The sequence below is a fragment of the [Clostridium] polysaccharolyticum genome (genome assembly GCF_900111595.1).
Lineage (GTDB): Bacteria > Bacillota > Clostridia > Lachnospirales > Lachnospiraceae > Clostridium_AI > Clostridium_AI polysaccharolyticum.
On sequence record NZ_FOHN01000019.1, the window covers coordinates 16,484 to 38,435 of the forward strand.

At 36.2% G+C, this 21,952-nt stretch carries 18 protein-coding genes; 3 read left to right on the forward strand and 15 right to left on the reverse strand.

The genetic code is table 11. The features are described 5' to 3' along the window. Positions 1-36: 36 nt before the first annotated feature. From BMY85_RS11370 to BMY85_RS11415, 10 genes are all read right to left on the reverse strand, one after another. Positions 37-999 (reverse strand): DHH family phosphoesterase, encoded by a 963-nt coding sequence (locus tag BMY85_RS11370; RefSeq protein WP_242939733.1) that lies wholly within the window; start codon positions 997-999, stop codon positions 37-39. 76 nt (positions 1,000-1,075) lie between these two features. Further along, positions 1,076-2,380 (reverse strand): sensor histidine kinase, encoded by a 1,305-nt coding sequence (locus tag BMY85_RS11375; RefSeq protein WP_092478403.1) that lies wholly within the window; start codon positions 2,378-2,380, stop codon positions 1,076-1,078. Then, entirely contained in the window at positions 2,370-3,098 is a 729-nt protein-coding gene (locus tag BMY85_RS11380; RefSeq protein WP_177180764.1) for a LytR/AlgR family response regulator transcription factor, read from the reverse strand. Before BMY85_RS11380 ends, BMY85_RS11375 begins: the two co-directional genes overlap by 11 nt. Before the next feature lie 271 nt (positions 3,099-3,369). Further along, positions 3,370-5,934, reverse strand: a complete 2,565-nt coding sequence (locus BMY85_RS11385; protein WP_092478405.1) for a glycoside hydrolase family 9 protein — start codon at positions 5,932-5,934, stop codon at positions 3,370-3,372. 68 nt (positions 5,935-6,002) lie between these two features. Further along, complete coding sequence (locus tag BMY85_RS11390; RefSeq protein WP_092478406.1) at positions 6,003-8,606, reverse strand: glycoside hydrolase family 48 protein; 2,604 nt, start codon at positions 8,604-8,606, stop codon at positions 6,003-6,005. Between the two features lie 389 nt (positions 8,607-8,995). After that, positions 8,996-9,418: a bacteriohemerythrin gene (locus BMY85_RS11395; RefSeq protein WP_092478407.1), complete on the reverse strand. Its 423-nt coding sequence runs from the start codon at positions 9,416-9,418 to the stop codon at positions 8,996-8,998. Positions 9,419-9,518: 100 nt separating this feature from the next. Continuing rightward, positions 9,519-9,701 (reverse strand): DUF6472 family protein, encoded by a 183-nt coding sequence (locus tag BMY85_RS16290; RefSeq protein ID WP_092478408.1) that lies wholly within the window; start codon positions 9,699-9,701, stop codon positions 9,519-9,521. Positions 9,702-9,733: 32 nt separating this feature from the next. Then, positions 9,734-11,128 carry a 23S rRNA (uracil(1939)-C(5))-methyltransferase RlmD gene (rlmD, locus tag BMY85_RS11405; protein WP_092478409.1) on the reverse strand — a complete coding sequence of 465 codons (1,395 nt, stop codon included), beginning with the start codon at positions 11,126-11,128 and terminating at the stop codon, positions 9,734-9,736. Positions 11,129-11,142: 14 nt separating this feature from the next. Further along, positions 11,143-12,084 carry a 3'-5' exoribonuclease YhaM family protein gene (locus tag BMY85_RS11410; RefSeq protein ID WP_092478410.1) on the reverse strand — a complete coding sequence of 314 codons (942 nt, stop codon included), beginning with the start codon at positions 12,082-12,084 and terminating at the stop codon, positions 11,143-11,145. Positions 12,085-12,210: 126 nt separating this feature from the next. After that, a complete protein-coding gene (locus BMY85_RS11415; protein WP_092478411.1) occupies positions 12,211-13,524 on the reverse strand; it encodes a S1C family serine protease in 1,314 nt (437 codons plus the stop codon). A gap of 194 nt (positions 13,525-13,718) precedes the next feature. Between BMY85_RS11415 and BMY85_RS11420 the strand changes: the two genes are divergently transcribed. From BMY85_RS11420 to BMY85_RS11430, 3 genes are read left to right on the forward strand one after another with little or no spacing between them, the layout of a single operon-like run. Then, a complete protein-coding gene (locus BMY85_RS11420; RefSeq protein ID WP_092478412.1) occupies positions 13,719-16,115 on the forward strand; it encodes an endonuclease MutS2 in 2,397 nt (798 codons plus the stop codon). Between the two features lie 19 nt (positions 16,116-16,134). Further along, positions 16,135-16,851, forward strand: a complete 717-nt coding sequence (locus BMY85_RS11425; protein WP_092478413.1) for a response regulator transcription factor — start codon at positions 16,135-16,137, stop codon at positions 16,849-16,851. Further along, positions 16,841-18,253: a sensor histidine kinase gene (locus BMY85_RS11430; RefSeq protein ID WP_092478414.1), complete on the forward strand. Its 1,413-nt coding sequence runs from the start codon at positions 16,841-16,843 to the stop codon at positions 18,251-18,253. Before BMY85_RS11425 ends, BMY85_RS11430 begins: the two co-directional genes overlap by 11 nt. A 2-nt stretch (positions 18,254-18,255) precedes the next feature. Here BMY85_RS11430 and BMY85_RS11435 read toward each other — a convergent pair whose 3' ends face one another. The 5 genes from BMY85_RS11435 to BMY85_RS11455 are packed head-to-tail and all read right to left on the reverse strand — an operon-like array spanning position 18,256 to position 21,907. Beyond that, positions 18,256-18,747 (reverse strand): tRNA (cytidine(34)-2'-O)-methyltransferase, encoded by a 492-nt coding sequence (locus tag BMY85_RS11435; RefSeq protein ID WP_092478415.1) that lies wholly within the window; start codon positions 18,745-18,747, stop codon positions 18,256-18,258. Between the two features lie 2 nt (positions 18,748-18,749). Next, positions 18,750-19,223 carry a chemotaxis protein CheX gene (locus BMY85_RS11440; protein ID WP_092478416.1) on the reverse strand — a complete coding sequence of 158 codons (474 nt, stop codon included), beginning with the start codon at positions 19,221-19,223 and terminating at the stop codon, positions 18,750-18,752. 28 nt (positions 19,224-19,251) lie between these two features. Further along, positions 19,252-20,418 (reverse strand): aminotransferase class I/II-fold pyridoxal phosphate-dependent enzyme, encoded by a 1,167-nt coding sequence (locus BMY85_RS11445; protein ID WP_092478417.1) that lies wholly within the window; start codon positions 20,416-20,418, stop codon positions 19,252-19,254. Beyond that, positions 20,415-20,900 carry an Lrp/AsnC family transcriptional regulator gene (locus BMY85_RS11450; protein WP_092478418.1) on the reverse strand — a complete coding sequence of 162 codons (486 nt, stop codon included), beginning with the start codon at positions 20,898-20,900 and terminating at the stop codon, positions 20,415-20,417. Before BMY85_RS11450 ends, BMY85_RS11445 begins: the two co-directional genes overlap by 4 nt. A 20-nt stretch (positions 20,901-20,920) precedes the next feature. After that, the gene (locus BMY85_RS11455) at positions 20,921-21,907 is read right to left on the reverse strand and encodes an AIR synthase family protein (protein WP_092478419.1); all 987 of its coding nucleotides are present in this window, start codon (positions 21,905-21,907) and stop codon (positions 20,921-20,923) included. Between the last annotated feature and the right edge of the window lie 45 nt (positions 21,908-21,952).

The window sequence follows — 21,952 nt, forward strand, 5'->3', positions numbered from 1 at the left end:
TTTTTAAATTGAAAAAAGTGGGCATTCCCCACTTTTTTATCTCCCAATCGCATCTAAGAAAATTTTTCGGATAGAAGCATGCACATCTGGTTCTAACAGCTCCATATTCTCCCTATACACAGCCCCACCTGCCATAGCCTGATGTCCACCGCCACTTCCAATATTTTTTAACGCTTCGTAAGTTACCTTCCCAGCATTAATTTCTCTCACTTCGCTTCTTACAGAAAATTTAAGTCCATTATCTCTTTTGGCATAAACAACAGAAACATCTACAACATCCAGTGCAAGAATAAAGTCTGATATCATACCTATTAGTGCATCTGGACAATCAAACGGAATATATGAAAATCCCGTATGTTCATATACCTGGACAGACTCAATTGCAGCACCATATGCTTTCAAATCTTTAAACTCCATAGTATTGGCAAACATGCTGCTGAATTTTTCTTTATCCGCTCTATGATACAAATATGCAAACATAGAAACATCTAAATCCGTGACACCTCTTGAAAAATCAGCTGTATCCACTTTAATTCCGTAACACAATGCCGCTGCCGCATTTGGTGTAATAGGAATATTACCCTTCTTAAAATACTCCGCTATCAGCGTAGCACAAGCTCCCACAATTCGAATGTCCTTATATTGATAATCCGCCTCTATAAACGTTGGATGATGGTCAATACAAGCAACCTCTTCTCCAATAAGATCCATTACATTGGCATTATTCTTTTGAGAATCAACATGTACAATATAATCCTCATCCTTCATTTCTTGCAATTCTTCTTTAGAATAAATCTGTATATCAAAGGTTGAGAGCATTCGCCTCGTGCTTAACTTATCTATTCTTCCATAATAGCACAATACACTTGCGATTCCATGATACTTTAAAAACTCCTGTAACCCATAGGCACTTGCAATTGCATCTGGATCAGGGAAATTATGAGTCTGGATATATACGGCATGATCTCTTAATAATCTTATCAAGTCTTCATTTTCCACAAAACAGCCTCCTGTCCCTTTGAAAATTAATGTAAATAGTATACCGTACTTGCAATTTAACCGCAAGTAAGGAATCTTACCCATTCATTGGTATATCTATGTACAAGGAAAACCTCTGGTCTTTACATTCGATATTCAATTTGCCATTACTTCTTCTAACACTATTACCAATATTGGTTAAGCCATAACCGTGATTAAGCTTATCTTCTTTATCTGTAACAACCAGATTCTGTTCAATACGGATATTTTTATTCACGGAATTACTTATGATGAAAGACAGATATCCGTGCTCACATCTGCCATAGAATGAAATGTCCCTTTTTTTATTAGATGGTATTTTTGCACATGCCTCAATGGCATTATCAAGACTGTTTGCAACCATTACACACAGATCCATAGGTTCCACTTTTACCTCTTCGGGTAATGCAACATTTATATTCAATTCAATCTTTTTCGATAATGCAATTTCTCTCTTTTCGTTGACAATGGAGTCAACAATGGAGTTTCCTGTATGTATTACCACACTAACATTATCCATTTTCGTTTGAATATTACTCACATACGAGCTTACTCCGTCCAAATCCCCCTTGTCAATCATTCCTTTCATTACAATCAAATGATTCTTCATATCATGTTTAATAGCTCTTGTTTCTCTATTTACTTTATCTAGTTTCTTATAATAGGAGTATTGACTTTTTATCTGCGATTCCAATGTTTTATTCACTACTTTATAGTATTCTTTCGCCATTGCATTATCTAAACTTAAAGCAAAACATACCAGATACAGACCTGCAATGCCAAGTACAAATGTTATCAATGCTGTTGGAAAATAAGGAAATTCTATATTATAAGCTTCAACAAACATTGCTATACCTAGTACCAAGTCTCCTTCAATAGCAAGCACGAGCATTCCTAATAGCTGCCTTACAGATGCTACCCTTTTTTTCGCTATATCCTGTTCAAACAATGATGTCTGATTAATAATCCGTACAATACAGCTTAAAATTACCAGACAAATTAAATCCAAAAGGACTTGCCTGCTAGTATCTGATACTACCACAATCTCCAGAGTATCACCAAAAATAACTCCACATAATATCTGCAAAGCACACCAGACCGATTCTGCAATTGTAGATATTGTAGTTCTCTCTAAAAAGGTTCCTTCAAAAATAAAGAAGATAACCAGAGGGAACATAACGCTAAACCGGAATTTACCTAAAGGCAAATGGCTAACTAGCGGAATATAGACTGCACCTGCTGCAATATATTTAACTATTCTTTTAAATTTAATTGGGAATTTAACAACTTCTAAGAAACTGCCAACAAACATTACCATAAAGGCGCAATAAAATAACTGGGTCGCAATTTTCTCAACCTGCACCTAGCTTATGCTCCTTTCTTAAATAAGCTAAAAAACTCTCTTTAAATGCTTTTAACTTCAATCTGCTTACATACACGGTATCGCCATTGAGCATAGTAACTGTTGTCTGATCATGCTCTTGGACGTAAGCTAGATTAATTAAATATGACTTATGTACACGGAAAAAATTTCGATTTGCTAATTGTTTGTCTATTTCATTAATTTTATTGTCTACAAGATATGTTTTCTGTGTAGTATAAACCTGTAACTTTCTATCTACTGTCTCACAATAGATTATATTATCACACACTACTTGTAAAAACTTCTGTCCCTGATTCAGCACAATTAAGCGTTTTTCTCTTTCTTCTTTTCGCTTCATAATTAAATCCATCGTACGAAACAGCTGTTCCGATTTAATGGGTTTTAGCAAATAGCGTAATGCACTTACCTCAAATGCACGATATGCTTCTTCCTGATGATTGGTTACAAAGATAATCTCAGAAAAAATACGGTTTCTTCGCAATGTCTGAGCTACTTCTAACCCACTCATTCCATCATTCATTTCGACGTCTAAACAAAACAGCCCAAACTCTGAGCAATTTGCTTCGAGCAATTCTTCACCTGAAGTAAAATACTCAATTTGAAATTCAGCCCCACGCTGTTTTGCATAATCCTCCAATGCTGCCCCTGCTTGCTCTCTGAAAAATGATTCATCATCGCATACTGCTATTTTAAGCATACGCTCCCTCCTTTCGACAAACAAACCTCCCTTATGTAGCCCTTTATTCAACATTTGTCATAAAAAACAAAAAGGTATTTACATTTTCTCTAGTAATATTTTACAGACATGGTGTCGTACTGTCAATTACTAAAACACAAAAATTTATTATTAAGGTGTTTTTTGTTGAAAACTGATAACTTACTTTGTTACTTTTTTACGTAAAGAGGGACTATTTTTCACAAAATAGTCCCTCTCTTTTTATATATATTTACTATATATTTATTTCGTATTATTGTGGAAGAACACCACTTACAACTTTATCTCCAACAAATACTACTGCACCGTTTTCATAGGAGTAGTCATCAGATTGGTCAAAGTTTGACCAGTCTTTCTTAGCAACACGGATACCCATGTCAAGCTTACCATCACTGATTAATGCATTTTCACAACCTGCAAATGTTATTTTGATGTAAGAATCAGCACCATCTTTAACAACTTCAACATTTGTTTTGGAAGTTAAAGAATCATAATAAGGAGCTACATTTAAGTTTAATCCAACGTTATCAATGAAAATGCTGTAATCAGAAGCATTGTCATTAAAGTAATAGCGAATTTCTACGTCATTTAAATCAACTTTGCTCTTAGATGTTACCGTCCATTGTCCACCAATTGAATTTGATGAAGCAGCTGTTTTTGTAATTGCAACATTAACATCTCCTTCTGGAACAACAACTGGTGCTTTGGATGGTGCTACACTTGGTTTCACGCTTGGTGCTACACTTGGTTTCACGCTTGGTGCCACACTTGGTTTTACACTTGGTGCTACACTTGGTTTTACACTTGGTGCTACACTTGGTTTTACGCTTGGTGCTACACTTGGTCTTACTACTACAGCACCGCCTGCATATGGATCTTCACCAAATACTAATTTAGAACCTTCGTAAACTGGAATACTTGTTACAGAGTTACCTGCACCACCTTGAGTTTTGTTGATTCCCTTGAAGGATGGGCTCTTTGTGAAATCCCATTTACATGGAGCTGCAATTCTGAACTGAAGTTCACTTCTATACTGGCTCTGTCCACCTGGGAAGATCTTAGCACCTGATAAATCAATATTTACATAATAAATATTTTCATCACTTGTTGGGAATGGTCCTGTTACTTTAGCACCACTCTGATTGTAGTTTGTTGCAAGTGTCATATCGCTTGGTGCGTATCCTTGAGCAATTACATCAGATAAATCCATGTAGAATCTGTAGGATAAATTATCTGTTACTCTTGCTGGCCAACATGTTTTATTGTAAACTGTAGCTTTAATTTCTACAAAATTGATTTTGTTTGTGCTATCTTGAGCATTTACAGCTGCTTTAAGGTCAAATTCCTGACCAACTTCTTCAACTGCATTTAAGTTAGGATCGACTGTTCCACCGAATTTGCTGTACATCTTAGCCATTAAGCCTGTAAAACCTGAGTTGTAATCAACAGCAACTTCGTTCATGCAATAGTCAGATCTTGTATCTGTATATCCATCACTTGCATCTGGTCCACCAACTAAAGCACCTGTTAATGTATGAATGTTAACTTCTGGATCTGCACTTAAGTTATCTGTACAAACACCACTCGCTGTTCTGTGATGAGGTGATTTTGGAGGATTTACACCAAATCCACAAACAAAGGATCTACCTGTGCTTCCTAAGCAGTAATCTGCTTGAGACTTAGCAAAGTCTTCATATGTAGCAACTTTATCTTCTGAACATAATCCAGATTCAGCCCAAATTGTTGCTAAGAAAGCTGTATTACATGCATATCTTAAAGATCCCCAAGAATCTAACCAAGCTAATCCCTTAGGAGTGTATTTAATTCTTGCTCCACCCCATCCTGTTGTCCAGTAATCAAGGTACTGCTCAGCGGATTCTTTGAATCTGTCTTCTCCTGTTAATTCAGCAAGCAAAATTCTTGCTCCATAACTCTTGTTATCCCATCCTTGAGTCCATTTATATCCCCAGTAATTTGTCTGGCCTTCCATTTCCCATCCAGAAACATAATCAAGAGCTTTATCTAAATATTTCTGTTCGCCTGTTTTCTTGTATAACCAAGCACCTGCCCAAGACATTTCATCTGCATATCCTGAGTATGATCTGTAGTATGCACCAGCAATTGTATCATAGTAAGAATCACTCTTCATTGCATCTGCTAAATCATATAATTCTTCTGCATGTTTTAAACATGTAGCTGCGAAAGAAGGATCAGATTCTTCAAATACCATAGAAGCTGTTGCTAAGGAAGCTGCTGCTTCTGCAACTGCACAAGAACCGCCTTTTGAAAGTGTTACTTTATAAGAAGGTCTTGTCATTTTTGCTTCTACAACTTCTGCTGCTCCCCAGAATGCGTGGTCAGCATCTCCACCAACTTGGAAGTAGTATTCATTTTTAGAAGCATGACATTTGATAAGGTATTCATTTAAACGTTTTAACTGTTGTAACATGTACTTATCCTGACCAGATTTTGTGTAAGCATCTGTATCCTCTAAGTAAGACCATGCTAACATTGTTCCTGTGTATGCCATTGGGAAGTTAAGTTTTAAGTTATCACCAGCGTCATACCAGCCACCTGTAAGATCAACGTTGTTGTCCTTACCATCGTTCATACAAGAATCACCTTTCCAGTTTGAACGAATGTCATCTTCCATTTTACCGGATTCTTGTAATTCATAAAATAATAAAGATTTTGATAATGCATCACCATAGTTATAGTTTGATGCAGCCTTTACAGCTGTAGGTGCAGCTGTTGTCAATGATGCAGCTGTCATAGCAACTGCTAAAGTAGCACTAAGTGCTTTTTTAGTTAATCTCATATTTTTCTCCCTTTCCATTTTTTAATAAAGCCTCGGTGATTTTCACCACCGAGACCTGCTATTTTTAATTAGATTTCGTTACCGCTTACGCAAGCACCGTTTACATATACAACTGCGCCATAGTCATTTGAAGAATCAAAGTTAGACCAGTCAGCTTTTGCAAAACGAATACCTAAGTTTAAGTTAGAAGATGAATCAATATCATAATTTGAATTAAATGTGATTTCGAAGTAACCATCTGCTTCAGATGTTGGATTTGACATCTTCACATATTTAACTTTTACATCACTTGTTAAAGATGCATAGTAAGGAGCTTTGCTTAAGCTTAAACCAGCATTATCAATATAAGCAACATTGTCAGCTGAACCTTCGTTTTTGATATAGTAACGGATTGTAATATCGCTTAATGCAACAGAACCTTCTGTATTTGTAATAGACCACTGACCATTTCCAGCATTTACTTTAACACCTGATGTTGATGGTGCTACGCTTGGTTTCACGCTTGGTTTCACACTTGGTGCTACGCTTGGTTTTACACTTGGTTTCACACTTGGTTTCACACTTGGTGCTACGCTTGGTTTTACACTTGGTGCTACGCTTGGTTTTACACTTGGTTTTACACTTGGTTTTACTACTTCACCTGAAATACTATCATCAATTCCTAATTCAGAAGCAAGGTTAGAAGCTACGCCATTTGCAACAGCATATTCAACCTGAGCCCAGAATCTATGATATTTCATCATAACTGTTTCATTATTTTCATATGCAGCTAGGATTCTGTCATAGTCAGCATCATTCTTGTAGCTCTGACGGATGCTTAAGAATGTAGCACCTGGTTCAATTACAGAACCGTCAGGCATTGTTCCTCTCCAGCCAGATGGAATATATACTTCTTGTGTAAAGAATCTTTCAGCAGCATCCCAAGGACTTTCTACTGCAACACCCTTATCATCAATGTAATTGTCATGCATACAGTCAATTAATGCAATAGCTGTATCTCTATATTTGTCAACATCACCTGTATTGTATTTATTATTAGCAGCTGCAACATATAATAATGCATTTGCTAATGAACCAGCAACACCAACGTCTTCGCCATAGCTTTCAACTTCAACTGTCAAGTTTTTGTTCTTTCCTTCCCATCCTTCGATTGTCTGGCCTTCTCTCCATGTGTCTGGCTGACCATGCCAAATTAAGTTAGATGGAATAGAGAATGTCTTATCTGTTACTGTTACTTGAGATTCAGCCCAATTAGCCCACTTATTAACTAAGTTAGCAACATCTTTATCTCCTGATCTGTAGTAATATTCACACATACGTTGCATAGACCAAGCCTGCATACCGAACCATCTGTTACTTCCTGGGTCATTGTATACTGGGTGTTCTGTGTAACCCATGCCATAGAATGTGCTTACATCTGAAGGAACATTTTCATATGCACCTTTCCAGGAGTTTGTACATCCACCAGCGATTGCTCCATCGTCAGACTGTAACCATGTGTATAATTCTTTCTGTCTCTGTAAAGACTTAGTCCAGTCAGATTTTCCTGTAGAAGCTTTTCCAATGAAGTCACTGTCTTGAGAACAAGCAAATGCAGCAAATGGACTCTGGTATCCGAAATGGGAGTGTGAACAGCCAATTCTCCAAGACCAGCTCTGAGTTGTAGAACCACCCCAAGCATAGTACCAGGATAATAAATAATGCTGTGAACTACGTCCACTTCCAGCTTTCTTAGGACTTCCAATTTCTCTAAAGTATTTATCAAACATGGAGTATCTTAAATAATCACCTAATTTAGCTGTTTTAGCTGTTAAATTAGAAATATTAACTCCATCTTCTTCAGCAGCATCTCTAGCACCATACATAGCCTGGATTAAACGAGCATCAGCATCTGGTGCGTTAGTGTATTTCCACTGTGCAGAGTAGCCATTGTCTTTTGTGAATAAGTCTAAGTATCCGTTTGGTCCACCGTTCTTTAAATCATCCCAGCATGGCTGAGGAACAGTTTCGAAACAGGATTCTTCTCTACCACGTTGATATGTATTGATGTAAACTGGTTTAGTAGAATTCTTGTTTCCTCTTAAACCGAATCCATAGAAGTTGTCAACGTCAATTAACCAGTGCATACCATAGATATATGGATTTCCATAAGCACTCTTTAATTCGTTAGCAATTGGATCAGAACCAACTGCTGCACCAGATACTAACTGGCTAGGATATTTTGTTACATCTTCATATTCACTAGCATATGTAGCTGGGCTTGATGTATTGTAATCTGTCTGGCCAGGCTGATCTTTTGATGTAGGAATGTAGTAATTTTCTACAACGTCCCAAGCATCTGCTAATTCTGAATAATCACCTGTAACAGCACCTTTCATAGCTTCTAACCAGATTAAGTAGGAAGCTGCTTCTGATGTGGATTCATGTCCCTGATCAGGAGCTTCTACCATTAATGTTTCAACTGAATGGTAAGGAACACCATTTTCATCGAAATATCCTGAAGCATCATCTTTTACTGTATTATAAATATCTAAAAATCTCTGTGCGTATTTACTATTACTTTTAGCAGCTTTTGCTGTAGTTGCAGCTGATACATTTGGTACGATAGAAGTTGCAAGCATAGCTGCAGTTCCCATTACACATATTGCCCTTTTTAATTTTTGATTAAACATGAGACTCCTCCTTAAAAAATTACATTAATGTTTATTTGCAAGTTCAATTATAGATTTTTTAGACAAGTTTTCAATAATTTGTGACCGTAATGTATTTTATTTTTACGTGAAATGCAGAAAACATTTTCTTGCTGTTTTTTATATCAGTAATTATGAATATTATCTAACTAATTACTGTCACTTAGTTGTGCATATTGTATAATTCCGTTGTCTGTTTCGCCTAGAAACTTGCTTTATTATGGTGTTATTTGTTGAAATATTGGAATTCTTTATGCTCTTTTCTTGTAACCACGTGCAATTATTCGACAAAAAAAGAACTGCTCTTTTCTCAAAAAACAGTTCTTTTCCTGCATATATTCCTATGTTCCCATTCATCTTTTGTGTTTATTTTATCCTAATTTACCTCTCACTTCACGTGCCATGTCCATGTCTTCGTGTAACATATGATCAAAAACCCAATCAACAACAAAATTTCTAATTTTGCTTAACTCCTTATATGGATTAGCAGCTAATGCAGGGCAGTTAATATTCATAATCCGGCTTTTAAACTGATTGTGCTGTTTTACATGTTCATCCAGCTTAGAATACCCCGCATCTTTCATAATAACTTCTTCTTCGTAAAAATCATATCCAACATATTCCCTTAACTCACAAACTATATCTAAAAGTTCCTTTTCTGTCACATTTGCACACTTTGTCAACAATAGCTGTTCCATATTTCTCCCAATGCGGAAAAACTCTTTGTGTTGTATATCTATCTTGGAGATCTTAGTCTCCATGTCACTGCTCCAGTCAAAATTAAAATCAAACATACAACTTATCACACCTGTCTTTTTGTATTTTCTATAATTTAAGTATAACTACCATACTTAGACATGTCAACACAACTATCCCTAAATTTCTCACCTATATTTACATTTGTTTACGAACAATTTTATATTCATTATTTATTTGGAAATAAGGACATTCTTTATAATTTTTTGTCATATATCGATACATCTCATCTTCGTCTAAACTCACTTGACATTCAGAATCTCCAAATTCTTCATCGAATACATAATTGGAACAATATTCACAATTAGATTTTCCAATCACTGCTTCTGATACCTCCTGCTTTTTTAATACAATTATTCTTTCCTTATCCTCTCAAGTTTTACTACCGTCTCCACATGCCCGCTATGTCCAAACATGTCGCATCCTCGCACTCTTTTAAGTTCATACCCGTTATCACATAAAACTCTCAAATCTCTCGCAAGGGTTGCAGGATCACAGCTTACATAAACAACTTTTTCTGGTGCTATATCAATAATAGTCTCAAGCAGTACACCATCGCATCCCTTTCTTGGAGGATCAATAACAATAACATCTGCCGACATTTTTCCATTGCTTTCCTTATACTTTTCAGAAAGAACAATTTCTGAAGCTCCAGCAAAAAATTCCGCATTTTCAATGCCATTAAATTCTTTATTACGATTTGCATCCGCAATTGCTTCTGGTACAATTTCCACACCATAGACCATTTTAGCCTGCTGGGCTAAGAATAAAGAAATAGTTCCAATCCCGCAATATAAATCCCACACAATTTCATTTCCAGTGAGCGCTGCATACTCTAAAGCCGTCTGGTAAAGCTTCTGCGTCTGAAGCGGATTAACCTGATAGAAGGAAAGAGGTGATATCTGATATTTTATAGTTCCAATGAAATCTACAATATAACCTTCTCCCCAGATTACCTTCACTTTATCACCTAAAATAACATTGGTTTTTTCTTTGTTAATATTAATGCTGATACTTTTCATACCATTAATACCTGTCAGTTTTTCAATAAGCTTTTCCTGATACGGCAGGCTTGTTCCATTTATTACAAGACAAACCATAATTTCACCCGTATAATAACCTACACGAGTTAAAATGTGACGTATCAGCCCAGAATGTTTTGTTTCATCATAAGGTTCAATGGCGTTCTCTTTCATAAATCCAAGTACCTGCTTTAATATCTCTTCATTTTGCTTATCTTGTATTGCACAGTTTGTTACTGGTATGATAGAATGAGTCCGGCTGGCATAAAATCCTGTAACCAATTCCCCATCTTTATTTCTTCCAACTGGAAACTGTGCTTTATTACGATAGTGGTATGGTTCTTCCATTCCCATAACTGGTTCCATAATAGCCTCAATCTGCTCTTCTGGAAACTTTCCAAGCCTGATAAGGCAATTGGCAATCTTATTCTTCTTATACTCCAATTGTGCCTGATAAGATACATGCTGAATCTGGCAGCCCCCACACTGTCTCGCAACTTTACAGACCGGTTCCACTCTGTCTTTTGAAGGCTTGATAATCTCCATAAGTCGCCCATATCCATAATTTTTCTTTGCCTTTATTATTTTTATGCGGACAACATCTCCTGGCATTGCATCTTTAATAAATAATGCATAGCCCTCTATATGAGCAACTCCTTCCCCATCTGTTCCCATACTATCTATCTTTAATTCAAATTCATCATTTTTGTTAATTGTTTTCGTCATTTATGATACTCCAATTATTTTTCGCTTCGGCGGATATTAGATTCAAAGAAACGGTTATATCCTAACCACTCCTGCTTCTCATCTGCATTCTCTAACACTTCACGTACAGTCTGCATTTTTGCATCTGTATTATCCGCAAAACTCAATGCTAACGCTTCTGCTGTTGCTGGTTTCTTAGGCGAGCCATATTCCAGTTCCCCATGATGTGCTAAAATACAGTGACGCAGCTGTGCAGATAACTTATGAGGAAATCCCGGAATGCTTCGGATACGTTCCCCTACCATCTCTGTTCCAATGTAAATATGGCCTAAAAGCTGCCCATCATCTGTATAATCGTTTTCTGGGAAATTAGACAGTTCTACCGTCTTTCCGATATCATGGAACATTGCTGCTGTTACTAAAATATCCCGGTTTAAAAATGGATAATTCATTGCTAAATAATCACTTAACTTTGTAACACCTAATGTATGTTCTACTAACCCGCCCATAAAACTGTGATGAACGCTCTTTGCTGCAGAGTGATACATGAATGCTTTCTGGAACTCATTATCTTCCACAAAGAAGCTTTTGGCAAGCTTGCTTAGATATGGATTCTTAATACTATTTACATAAGTTAATAATTCCCCAAACATTTCTTTGATATCCCTTTTCGATGTCGGGATATAATCCACAGGATCATATTCTCCTTCCTGTGCACGGCGTATTCTTCTTACATTTAACTGAAGTGCCCCCTGAAAGCAGGTAAGCTGTCCGTCTACATGAATAAAGTCCATTGCTTCAAAGTTCTCGATAGCATTGGACATCTCCCAAATCTTAGCGTCTAAGATACCTGTTTTATCTTGTAGTGCCAAAGAGCAATAACTCTTTCCTGCTTTTGTCTTTAACATCTGTTTATTCTTACATAAATAAGTAATCGAAATAGTTTCTCCTTCATGCAACTCACTAATATAACGCATATTTATTTTCCATACCTTTCTAATTCACAATTCTGTTTCTCTTATTATACCTTAACTATATGGAATAGAAAAGACATAGCCTAGAAGATTTTCAATTTCCTTCTAAACTATGTCTCAGATTTTCTGTTATTTTAAAGTTACCACAATATTTTTTTTCTCTGATTTTACTTGCGGATACCCTTCTTTTGTTTGTCTTATTATGGTAAATTCCATTTTGTCTCCTGGGTTCCTGTCAGAAAGCTTATTCATTAATGCAGTTGCAGAAGAAACACTTACCCCGTCTATTTCTGTAATAATATCTCCCGCTCTCAATCCTTTTTTAAATGCTGGCGAATTGGCAACAACATCTGCAATATAGATTCCAAATTTGACCCCTGGACTTTTATTGCTTTTGCTAGACAGCTCAGATACCTTTACCCCAAGACTTGCCATTTCCTTTTCTTTCAGTAAGGATGTTAAGATTGGCCTTAATTTGGATATTCCTAAAAAACTCATGATATTCTGGTCTGTGTCATCCTTAAATTTATGGGTAATTATTCCTACTACTTTTCCATCCATATCAACAAAAAAACCATCTCCGTATGGATTTTCAGTAATGCTTGTATGAAACAGATCCAGCTTGCCATCTACAATGTATCTGTCAATGCAAGGTGCCGTAACATAACCGATTGCAATAGAATTCATTGTTCCATCTGGTGACCCTAATCCTAAAACGGGAATTCCCCTTCCTAGCTGATAAGAATCTCCTAATCTTATTTTTTCAATCTTTTGCTTTGTATTATTTGTCAACGAACTAGTCTTTACCTTAATAACTGCTATGGATGTTTCCTTGTGGTAATCCACCTGCTTCACACGGACTTCATCCCCATTATAAAACCGTACCTGTATCTTATTGGCATTTTTTATCTTATCGTAATTACACATAATATAAGTGTAATCATGATCAATCCGAAGAATAAAACCATAACTGGATTCTTTATTTTCCTTATCAAACCAGCTAGTTGCATCTTTTACTGCATCTACGGTTACTATAGAATACTTAAATTTATCCGACAGGCTTCTCATCAGATAATAGGATTTTTGATAGGATTTCATGTCATACGCATGATAAATATCCAAATCTGTAATTTCCTTATCCAGACTGCTAGGAGGTTCTTTTTCATTCTGCTTGGGAGGTTGGGTTACTGTCAGCTCATTTAGCAACTGTTTTTCATCTTCAAGTACTATTTTTTTCTGTTCCTCCAATTGTTCCTGTCTCCCGAAAAACTCATTAGAAATATGAAATACAATACTGCTTACGAATCCAAATACAATTCCCATTAATATGCTGCAACCTAAATTCTTCATTAGCTTTCTTCTGGTATTCTTGGTTCTTGGTACAATCGTTTCTTGTATAAAAGAATATTCTTCCTTATGCTGATCCCTATTCTCTACTTTCATTTTTATGCTCCTCAAATACGCCTTTTATGCAGTTTACATCATAATCCAAGCCATCTACTTTATTTTAGCACTGATATATGAACAAGTTATGAATTAAGTGTAAACAAATGCATACTTTTCATTTCAAGTAAACTAAGGTAAAATATATGTAATATGGCAATACTATAGTATTATGGAAGAAAAGAGGCTAACAAATGAATAAAAAGGCTTTGAAAACATTAGAATTTGATAAAATTATAGACAAATTAAAAGACCTCGCAAATACTCCTTTAGGAAAAGAACTTTGCACAGACTTGCTGCCTTGTACAGATTTATCCGAAATTAAACATAATTTAACCGAAACCTCAGATGCATTATCTATGATTTTTAAAAAGGGACCGCTCTCTTTTTCAGGTGTAAGAGATGTGCGTTCCTCTCTTATGCGCCTAGATGTAGGTTCTGTTTTAAGCATAGAAGAAATTCTTTCTATTAGTTCCCTGTTAAACGTAACCCTTCGAGTAAAATCATTTACTCGAAAAGAAAATCTGGGAAATTCCGTTCATAATGAGGAAGAAGAATATACCGCAACAAACTCATTAACTGGTTATTTTGATGCTCTTGAACCACTTTCCAATATAAATAACGAAATAAAACACTGTATTATTTCCCAAGAGGAAATTGCAGATGATGCTAGTACTGCACTTCGTCAGATCCGAAAGAACATAAAAAATACAAATAATAAAGTTCATGATCAGTTAAATTCTATTGTAAACAGTTCCAGGACTATGTTACAGGATGCACTTATTACAATGCGAAACGGCCGTTACTGCCTTCCGGTAAAAGCGGAATACAGAAGTTCTTTCAAAGGCATGATTCATGATCAGTCCACAACAGGCTCTACTTTATTTATTGAACCTATGGCTATTGTAAAATTAAACAACGAGCTTCGTGAATTGTCCTTAAAAGAACAGGATGAGATTGAACGCATCCTTGCCGAACTAAGCAACCTAATAGGTGAGCATTTGGAAGAACTTAAAATCAACTTAGAAGTTTTAACCAAACTGGATTTTATTTTCGCAAAGGCTTCCTTATCCAGACAAATGCGTGGAAGCCTTCCTGATTTTAACGAAGAAGGTATCATAGACATCAAGAAGGGCCGTCATCCATTAATTGATCCAAAAAAAGCAGTACCAATTGATATACGACTTGGTGAAGAATTTGATCTTCTTATGATAACAGGACCTAATACCGGTGGCAAAACCGTATCTTTAAAAACAGTAGGACTATTTACTTTAATGGGCCAGGCTGGTCTTCATATTCCTGCCTTTGATCATTCCAGACTATCTGTATTTGAAGAAGTATTTGCAGATATTGGTGATGAGCAAAGCATTGAGCAGAGTTTAAGTACGTTCTCCTCTCATATGAAAAATGAAATACGTATCATTGAAAATGCCAATAACCGTTCCTTATGTCTATTTGATGAGTTAGGTGCTGGAACAGATCCAGTAGAAGGTGCTGCTTTAGCTATGGCTATTTTAACTCACTTGCATACCATTGGGGCAAAAACTATAGCTACTACTCATTATAGCGAATTAAAACTCTATGCACTTTCTACTCCTGGTGTAGAAAATGCCTGCTGTGAATTTGACGTAGAAACCCTTCGTCCTACTTATCGTTTGCTTATTGGTATTCCTGGTAAAAGCAATGCTTTTGCTATCTCTAGCAAATTAGGTTTGCCTGATTATATTATTGAAGATGCGAAAGCACGCATAGATAGTGACAGTCAAAGTTTTGAAGATATTATAGCCGATTTAGAATCTAGCCGTGTAACCATTGAGAAAGAACAGGCTGAGATTGCAGTCTATAAAGCAGAAATTGAAGAATTAAAGAAAAAGCTTACCATAAAAAATGAAAAAATTGATGCAGCAAAAGAGAAAATCCTTCGTGAAGCAAATGAAAAAGCACGGGAAATTTTACAGGAAGCAAAAGATTTTGCAGATGAATCTATTCGCAAGTATAACAAGTGGTCCAAACAAAGCAACTTACAAAAGGATATGGAAGAAGAACGTGCTGCCCTTCGCAATAAATTAAATAAAACCGATTCTAAACTGGTTCAAAAAACAAAGACCAACAAGAAAAACCGTCCTCAGGACTTTAAACCAGGTGAAAGCGTTCATGTTATCAGCTTAAACGTAAATGGTACTGTAGGAAGTGTTCCTAACAGCAAAGGAGAAGTTTATGTACAAATGGGAATTCTCCGTTCCCTAATTAACATCCATGACTTGGAGTTAATTGATGAACCCGATACCGTAACACCTAAATTTAGCAAAACAGGAAGCGGAAAAATAAAAATGTCTAAATCCTTAAGTGTCAGTCCTGAACTTAATATTATTGGAAAAACAGTAGATGAGGGAATTGCAATTATGGATAAGTACTTAGATGATGCTTATCTGTCTCATATTCCTCAAGTTACCATTATTCATGGAAGAGGTACAGGTGCTCTTAGAAACGCTGTACAGCAGCATTTAAAAAAATTAAGCTATATAAAATCATATCGTATTGGAGGTTTTGGTGAAGGAGACCATGGTGTAACAATTGTAGAATTTAAGTAACCATAGCAGGAGGATAAATATGGCAGTCAAACAAAAAATCTTAATTGTTGATGACGATGAAAATATTGCAGAACTTATTTCACTCTATCTTACAAAAGAATGTTATGATACCAAAACTGTAGGAGATGGAGAGGCAGCTTTAAATGCCTTCCATTCCTACAATCCCAACTTAATACTATTAGATCTGATGCTTCCAGGAATTGATGGTTATGAAGTATGCAAAGAAATTCGAAAGCATGCAGATACACCTATTATTATGCTTTCTGCAAAAGGTGAAGTATTTGATAAAGTTCTTGGACTTGAATTAGGTGCTGATGATTATATTATAAAGCCTTTTGACTCGAAAGAACTAGTTGCACGGGTAAAAGCCGTACTTCGCAGATATCCGGCATCTAATGCTGTTCCTGTAAAACCAGTCCAGACAGGTGAATTTGTTGAATACTCAGATTTAATTATCAATCAGACAAACTATTCTGTCCTGTACTGTGGGCATACCATTGAACTACCGCCTAAGGAACTAGAGTTATTCTATTTTCTAGCATCTCACCCAAATCAGGTTTTTACAAGAGAACAGCTTCTTGACCATATCTGGGGCTACGATTATATTGGAGATACCCGGACAGTTGATGTACATATCAAACGGCTACGTGAGAAGTTTAAAGGCAATGACTACTGGTCACTATCAACAGTATGGGGGATTGGATACAAATTTGAGGTGAAAGAACATGGCTTATAAAATATCCTATAAGCTAATTGGCTGGTTCTCGTTTATTTTTATACTTACTGCTGCTGTTTTAAACACGATAGGCCTAAAGAGAATTGAGAATAAAATCATAAGCGAACAGGTTTCTCTGCTTTATGAAGAAGCCCAGACTATATCTTCTGAGTATTTATCGAATTACTACGATCAGACTTCTTCTCTTGTTAATATAAGAACTCAGTTAAGTACGGTTGACGCATTTCTAAATGTCCGAATATGGGCTGTTGACCGAAATGGAACTATTTTAACTGATACTAGAAACTCTGATCCCTCTCATTATATAAATTTATACGAAAAAGTTCCTGAACTGCTTAACCAAAATTATATAAAAAATACAACACTAAAAGGGATTCTTCCTGACCCAAGCTTAGTAGTGTGTTATATGATCAGTTCTGACCAGAACACTCAGGGATATATTATTTTAATTGAACCGCTGGAAAACATCACTTTCTCAGCCAGAAAAAATATTAATGTAATTAATGTCTGTCTGGTTATATTAGCTGTAATCTTACTAATAACATTTATTTATCTGTTTTATGTTATCGTATACCCAATTCGAGCTTTAGAAAAGGGTGTTCACGAATATGCCAATGGAAACTTTCAGTATAAGATAAATTTAAAAAGAAACGATGAATTTAAAGATCTAGCAAATTCCATTTCATATGTCGGAAGTGAACTTGCCAATTTAGAAGATTACCAGAAAAAGTTTATTGCTAACGTATCACACGATTTTCGCTCTCCTCTTACTTCTATTATGGGCTATGCACAAGCAATAAAGGACGGTACGATTCCCTATGAGATGCAGAATAAATACTTGGATATTATTCTATTTGAATCAGAACGGCTAACAAAACTTACCTCCAACCTGCTCTCGCTAAATAATATTAAGCACAATGGAGCTATACTACATATTACTTCTTTTGATATGAACAATGTTATAAAAACTACTGCTGCTACATTTGAAGGTGCCTGCATGAAAAAGAAAATTCTCATACAGCTGCTGTTTGAAGAACCACATGCAATCGTATGTGCAGATATGGATAAGATACAGCAAGTTATCTACAACTTACTGGACAATGCTATAAAGTTTAGTCCTAATAACGCTACCATCCAAATTGGAACTGAAGAAAAAAATGATAAGCTTTTTGTATCTGTAAAAGATCATGGTGTCGGCATTCCCGCAGGATCTCTCCACAAAATCTGGGAACGTTTTTACAAAACAGATTCTTCACGTGGAAAGGACAAAAAAGGAACAGGCCTTGGATTATCTATCGTAAAAGAAATAATAAACGCCCATGGTGAGAACATAACTGTTGCAAGCACCATAGACGTTGGAACTGAGTTCATATTCACTTTACCCATGTCTGAAAAGGAGTAACTTTACCAATGCAAATGGTGAAGTTCTCCTTCTAAGTTCATGTGTGAAAAGTTATTCTGACGCAATGCTTCGTATAACACGATTGCTACGGAGTTTCCCAAATTCAAAGAACGGATGTCACCAATCATTGGTATACGGATCGATGTTTCTGGATGTTCCACTAGTATATCTTCCGGTATTCCGGCACTTTCTTTCCCAAACATGATGTAACAGTCTGGCTCATAAGAAACCTCTGTATACACATGTTTGGCTTTTGTAGTAGCCATATATATTTTAGCCTCTGGATTCTTCTGTAAAAAATCCTCATAGGAATCATACACTGTCACATCCAGTTTATCCCAATAATCTAATCCTGCACGTTTTACTTCTTTTGCACTAATTCGAAATCCCATAGGTTCAATTAAGTGCAAACGAGCTCCTGCCGCAACACATGTTCTTCCAATATTGCCTGTATTAGCTGGAATCTCTGGCTCATGTAATACAATATTCAGCATTCTTAATCATTTCCTTTCACAGCAACATGTATCTCTATTACTTTATTCTCTTCATATATCACTGGTACACAGATGGACTGGGAATACATACTAGAAAATACGACATCTCCTTTTATTAAAGTTGGAGGTGTAATATCGATTAAGGTCCCCTGGGTAGAAAAAACAGTTGCCGCATTTCCCATAATCATATTTCCTAACTCACAAATCGCACTTTGTGAAAATTCGTCCATCTTAGTTATTGGCATCATACACATTTTTGATGCAATATCACACGCGATATCATTCTCAAATGCAATCATAGCCTGCCCCTGCATTTCACCTGTCACACATATATTGATTGCAATTGTATCATTCTTACCCTTAGTTCCTTCTAGACTTGGTTTCCCTACTTTTGCATCAATCTGACAAGCCTGTTTCAATATGGTAGTCGCAGCAATTAAAAAGGGATTCACTTGATTTGCATTTATTCCTGCCATTCAATTCTCCTTTTCATTTTGTATTCATTTAAAAGTTATCTAATTTAGTTATAAAATGTTCTAGCCTTCCTAATGCAGTCTTCAATTCTTCTATTGAATATGCATAAGAAATTCTTAAAAACCCTTCTCCACAATCGCCAAAAGCAGTACCAGGAACTACCGCCAGCTTTTCTTCCTGAAGTAACCTATTAGCAAATTCATCTGACGTCATGCCAAACTTCCTGATACTTGGAAATACATAAAATGCGCCAAATGGTTCAAAACAATCAAATCCTATTTCCCTTAACGCTTTTAGCAAAAACCGTCTTCTTTCATTATAGGATTCTCGCATTACTTCAATATCAGAATCGCCATTCTTTAGAGCTTCAATTGCTGCGTACTGGCTTGTTGTGGGTGCACACATAATGGCAAACTGATGAATTTTTATCATTTGTTTTAATATCTTCTTGGGACCAGCAGCATAACCTAATCTCCACCCAGTCATTGCATAAGCTTTTGAAAAACCATTAATTAATATTGTTCTCTCTTGCATGCCTGGAAAAGAAGCAATAGAAACATGTTTACTGCTATATGTCAGTTCAGAATATATCTCGTCGGATATGACATAAAGATCCTTTTCAATAATGATATCAACAATATCTTTTAAGTCCTCGTATGTCATAATAGAACCAGTTGGATTGTTGGGGAAAGGCAAAATTAAAATCTTTGTCTTATCTGTAATATTATCTAACAGTTGCTCTCTTGTCAACTTAAATTCATCTTTTTCCTGTAACTCAATTATAACTGGAACACCATCTGCTAATGTTACACAGGGAACATATGATACATAAGAAGGCTGAGGCACTAATACCTCATCACCTGAATCTAACATAGCACGTAAAGCAACATCAATAGCTTCACTGCCACCTACTGTTACCATGACCTCTTCTTTAGGATCATATACGGTATGAAGTTTCCTATTTATGTACTGACATATTTCTTCCCTTAATTGCATAAGTCCTGCATTTGATGTATAAATGGTTCTTCCTTGTTCTAATGAATAAATTCCTTCTTCTCTGATATGCCAAGGCGTATCAAAATCCGGCTCTCCAACACCTAACGAAATAGCATCTTCCATTTCATTTACGATATCAAAAAATTTTCTAATACCGGAAGGCTGTATATTAACAATCTTTTTTGATAATGGGTTTCTCATGGTGTATATAACATCCTTTCATCTTCTCTCCTCTTGCTTACAAGCTCAAGCCCATGTTCCTTATATTTTTTAAGTACAAAATTTGTAGAAGTACTTAGAACAGATTCAAGAGGCGCTAGTTTGCTCGATACAAAGTCTGCAACTTCACGCATTGTCCTTCCTTCAATCAAAACAGCCAAATCAAATGTCCCAGACATTAGATATACGCTCTCTACTTCATCAAACCTGTAAATTCTTTCTGCAATCTTTTCAAAGCCACGTCCTCTTTGTGGCGTTACTTTTACTTCTATCCAGGCTGTCACTTTTTCAAAGTCCGTTTTATCCCAGTTTATTAATGTGGGATAACCGCATATGACTCCTTCTTCTTCCATCTTTGTTATCTCCAGACGAACCTTATCCACTGGAGCATCTATCATAACAGCCAGGTCTTCTAAAGATACTTTACTGTTCTTATCCAGTATTCTCAAGATTGAATTTCTCATAAATAAATCCTCCCTACATGCTATTTAAATGCTTTATACAATTCATCCGTCTTAGGTGGTTCAAGATATCGTTTCTCATCCTCATTTATTATTATCCGGTCATTCCCTTTAATCACCCTGCCTATTATAGCAGAGGAAATTCCCTCATTTTTTAGAGCTTCCACCAAAGCATTGCCTTTATCGGTACTAATCAGCATACATCCACTAGACATAAGCATGTATGGGTTAAGATCAAATATTTCACATATCTCAATTGTTTCCTGCTTAATAGGTATCTTTTTCAGATCCACTTCTATTCCTGCCCCTGAAGCTGCCGCAGCTTCCCAAAGTGCACCAAAAATTCCCCCTTCTGTAACATCATGCATAGAACTTACCCCCATCATTTTTGCTATTTTCGCTTCTCTTACAACAGATATATACTGGAACATTTCTTTTGCTCTATCTATAAAATCCTGATGAAAACGTCCCCTTAGTTCATTCTCTTTTTCTTTTGCAAGAATTGCTGTTCCCTCTAATCCTGCCCACTTGGTCATAACCAGTTCCTGCCCTGGCTTTAATCCAGCAGTTTTCAGCATCTCGTTTTTCTTTATCTTTCCTATGCCAGTTACTGATATCAACGGCTGGTTCACAGCTTTTGAAACTTCTGTATGCCCCCCCATAATCTCTATATTTAATTCCTCACAGACAGCCTCGGCTTCCTTCATAATCTGCTTAATATCAGACTCGCTAATCTGTTCTGGAAGAATGAGCGTTAATAAGATTCCAATTGGTTCTGCTCCACTTGACGCAATATCATTTGCAGTAACATGAACTGCAAAAGTTCCAATCTCTTTCGTAGTCCCTGTAATCGGATCTGTTGACATCACAAGCACCTCATCTGGCCCTACTTGAAGCATTGCACAGTCTTCTCCAACTCCTGGACGTAACAGTACTTCATTTCTACGATGATGGATCTGCTTAAATACAGAACGTTTTAAGACAGTCTCAGGTATTTTGCCAATCTTCATTTTTTCACGCCTTTCTCTTCGTCAGTTTATTTCTTTTGAAAGAAA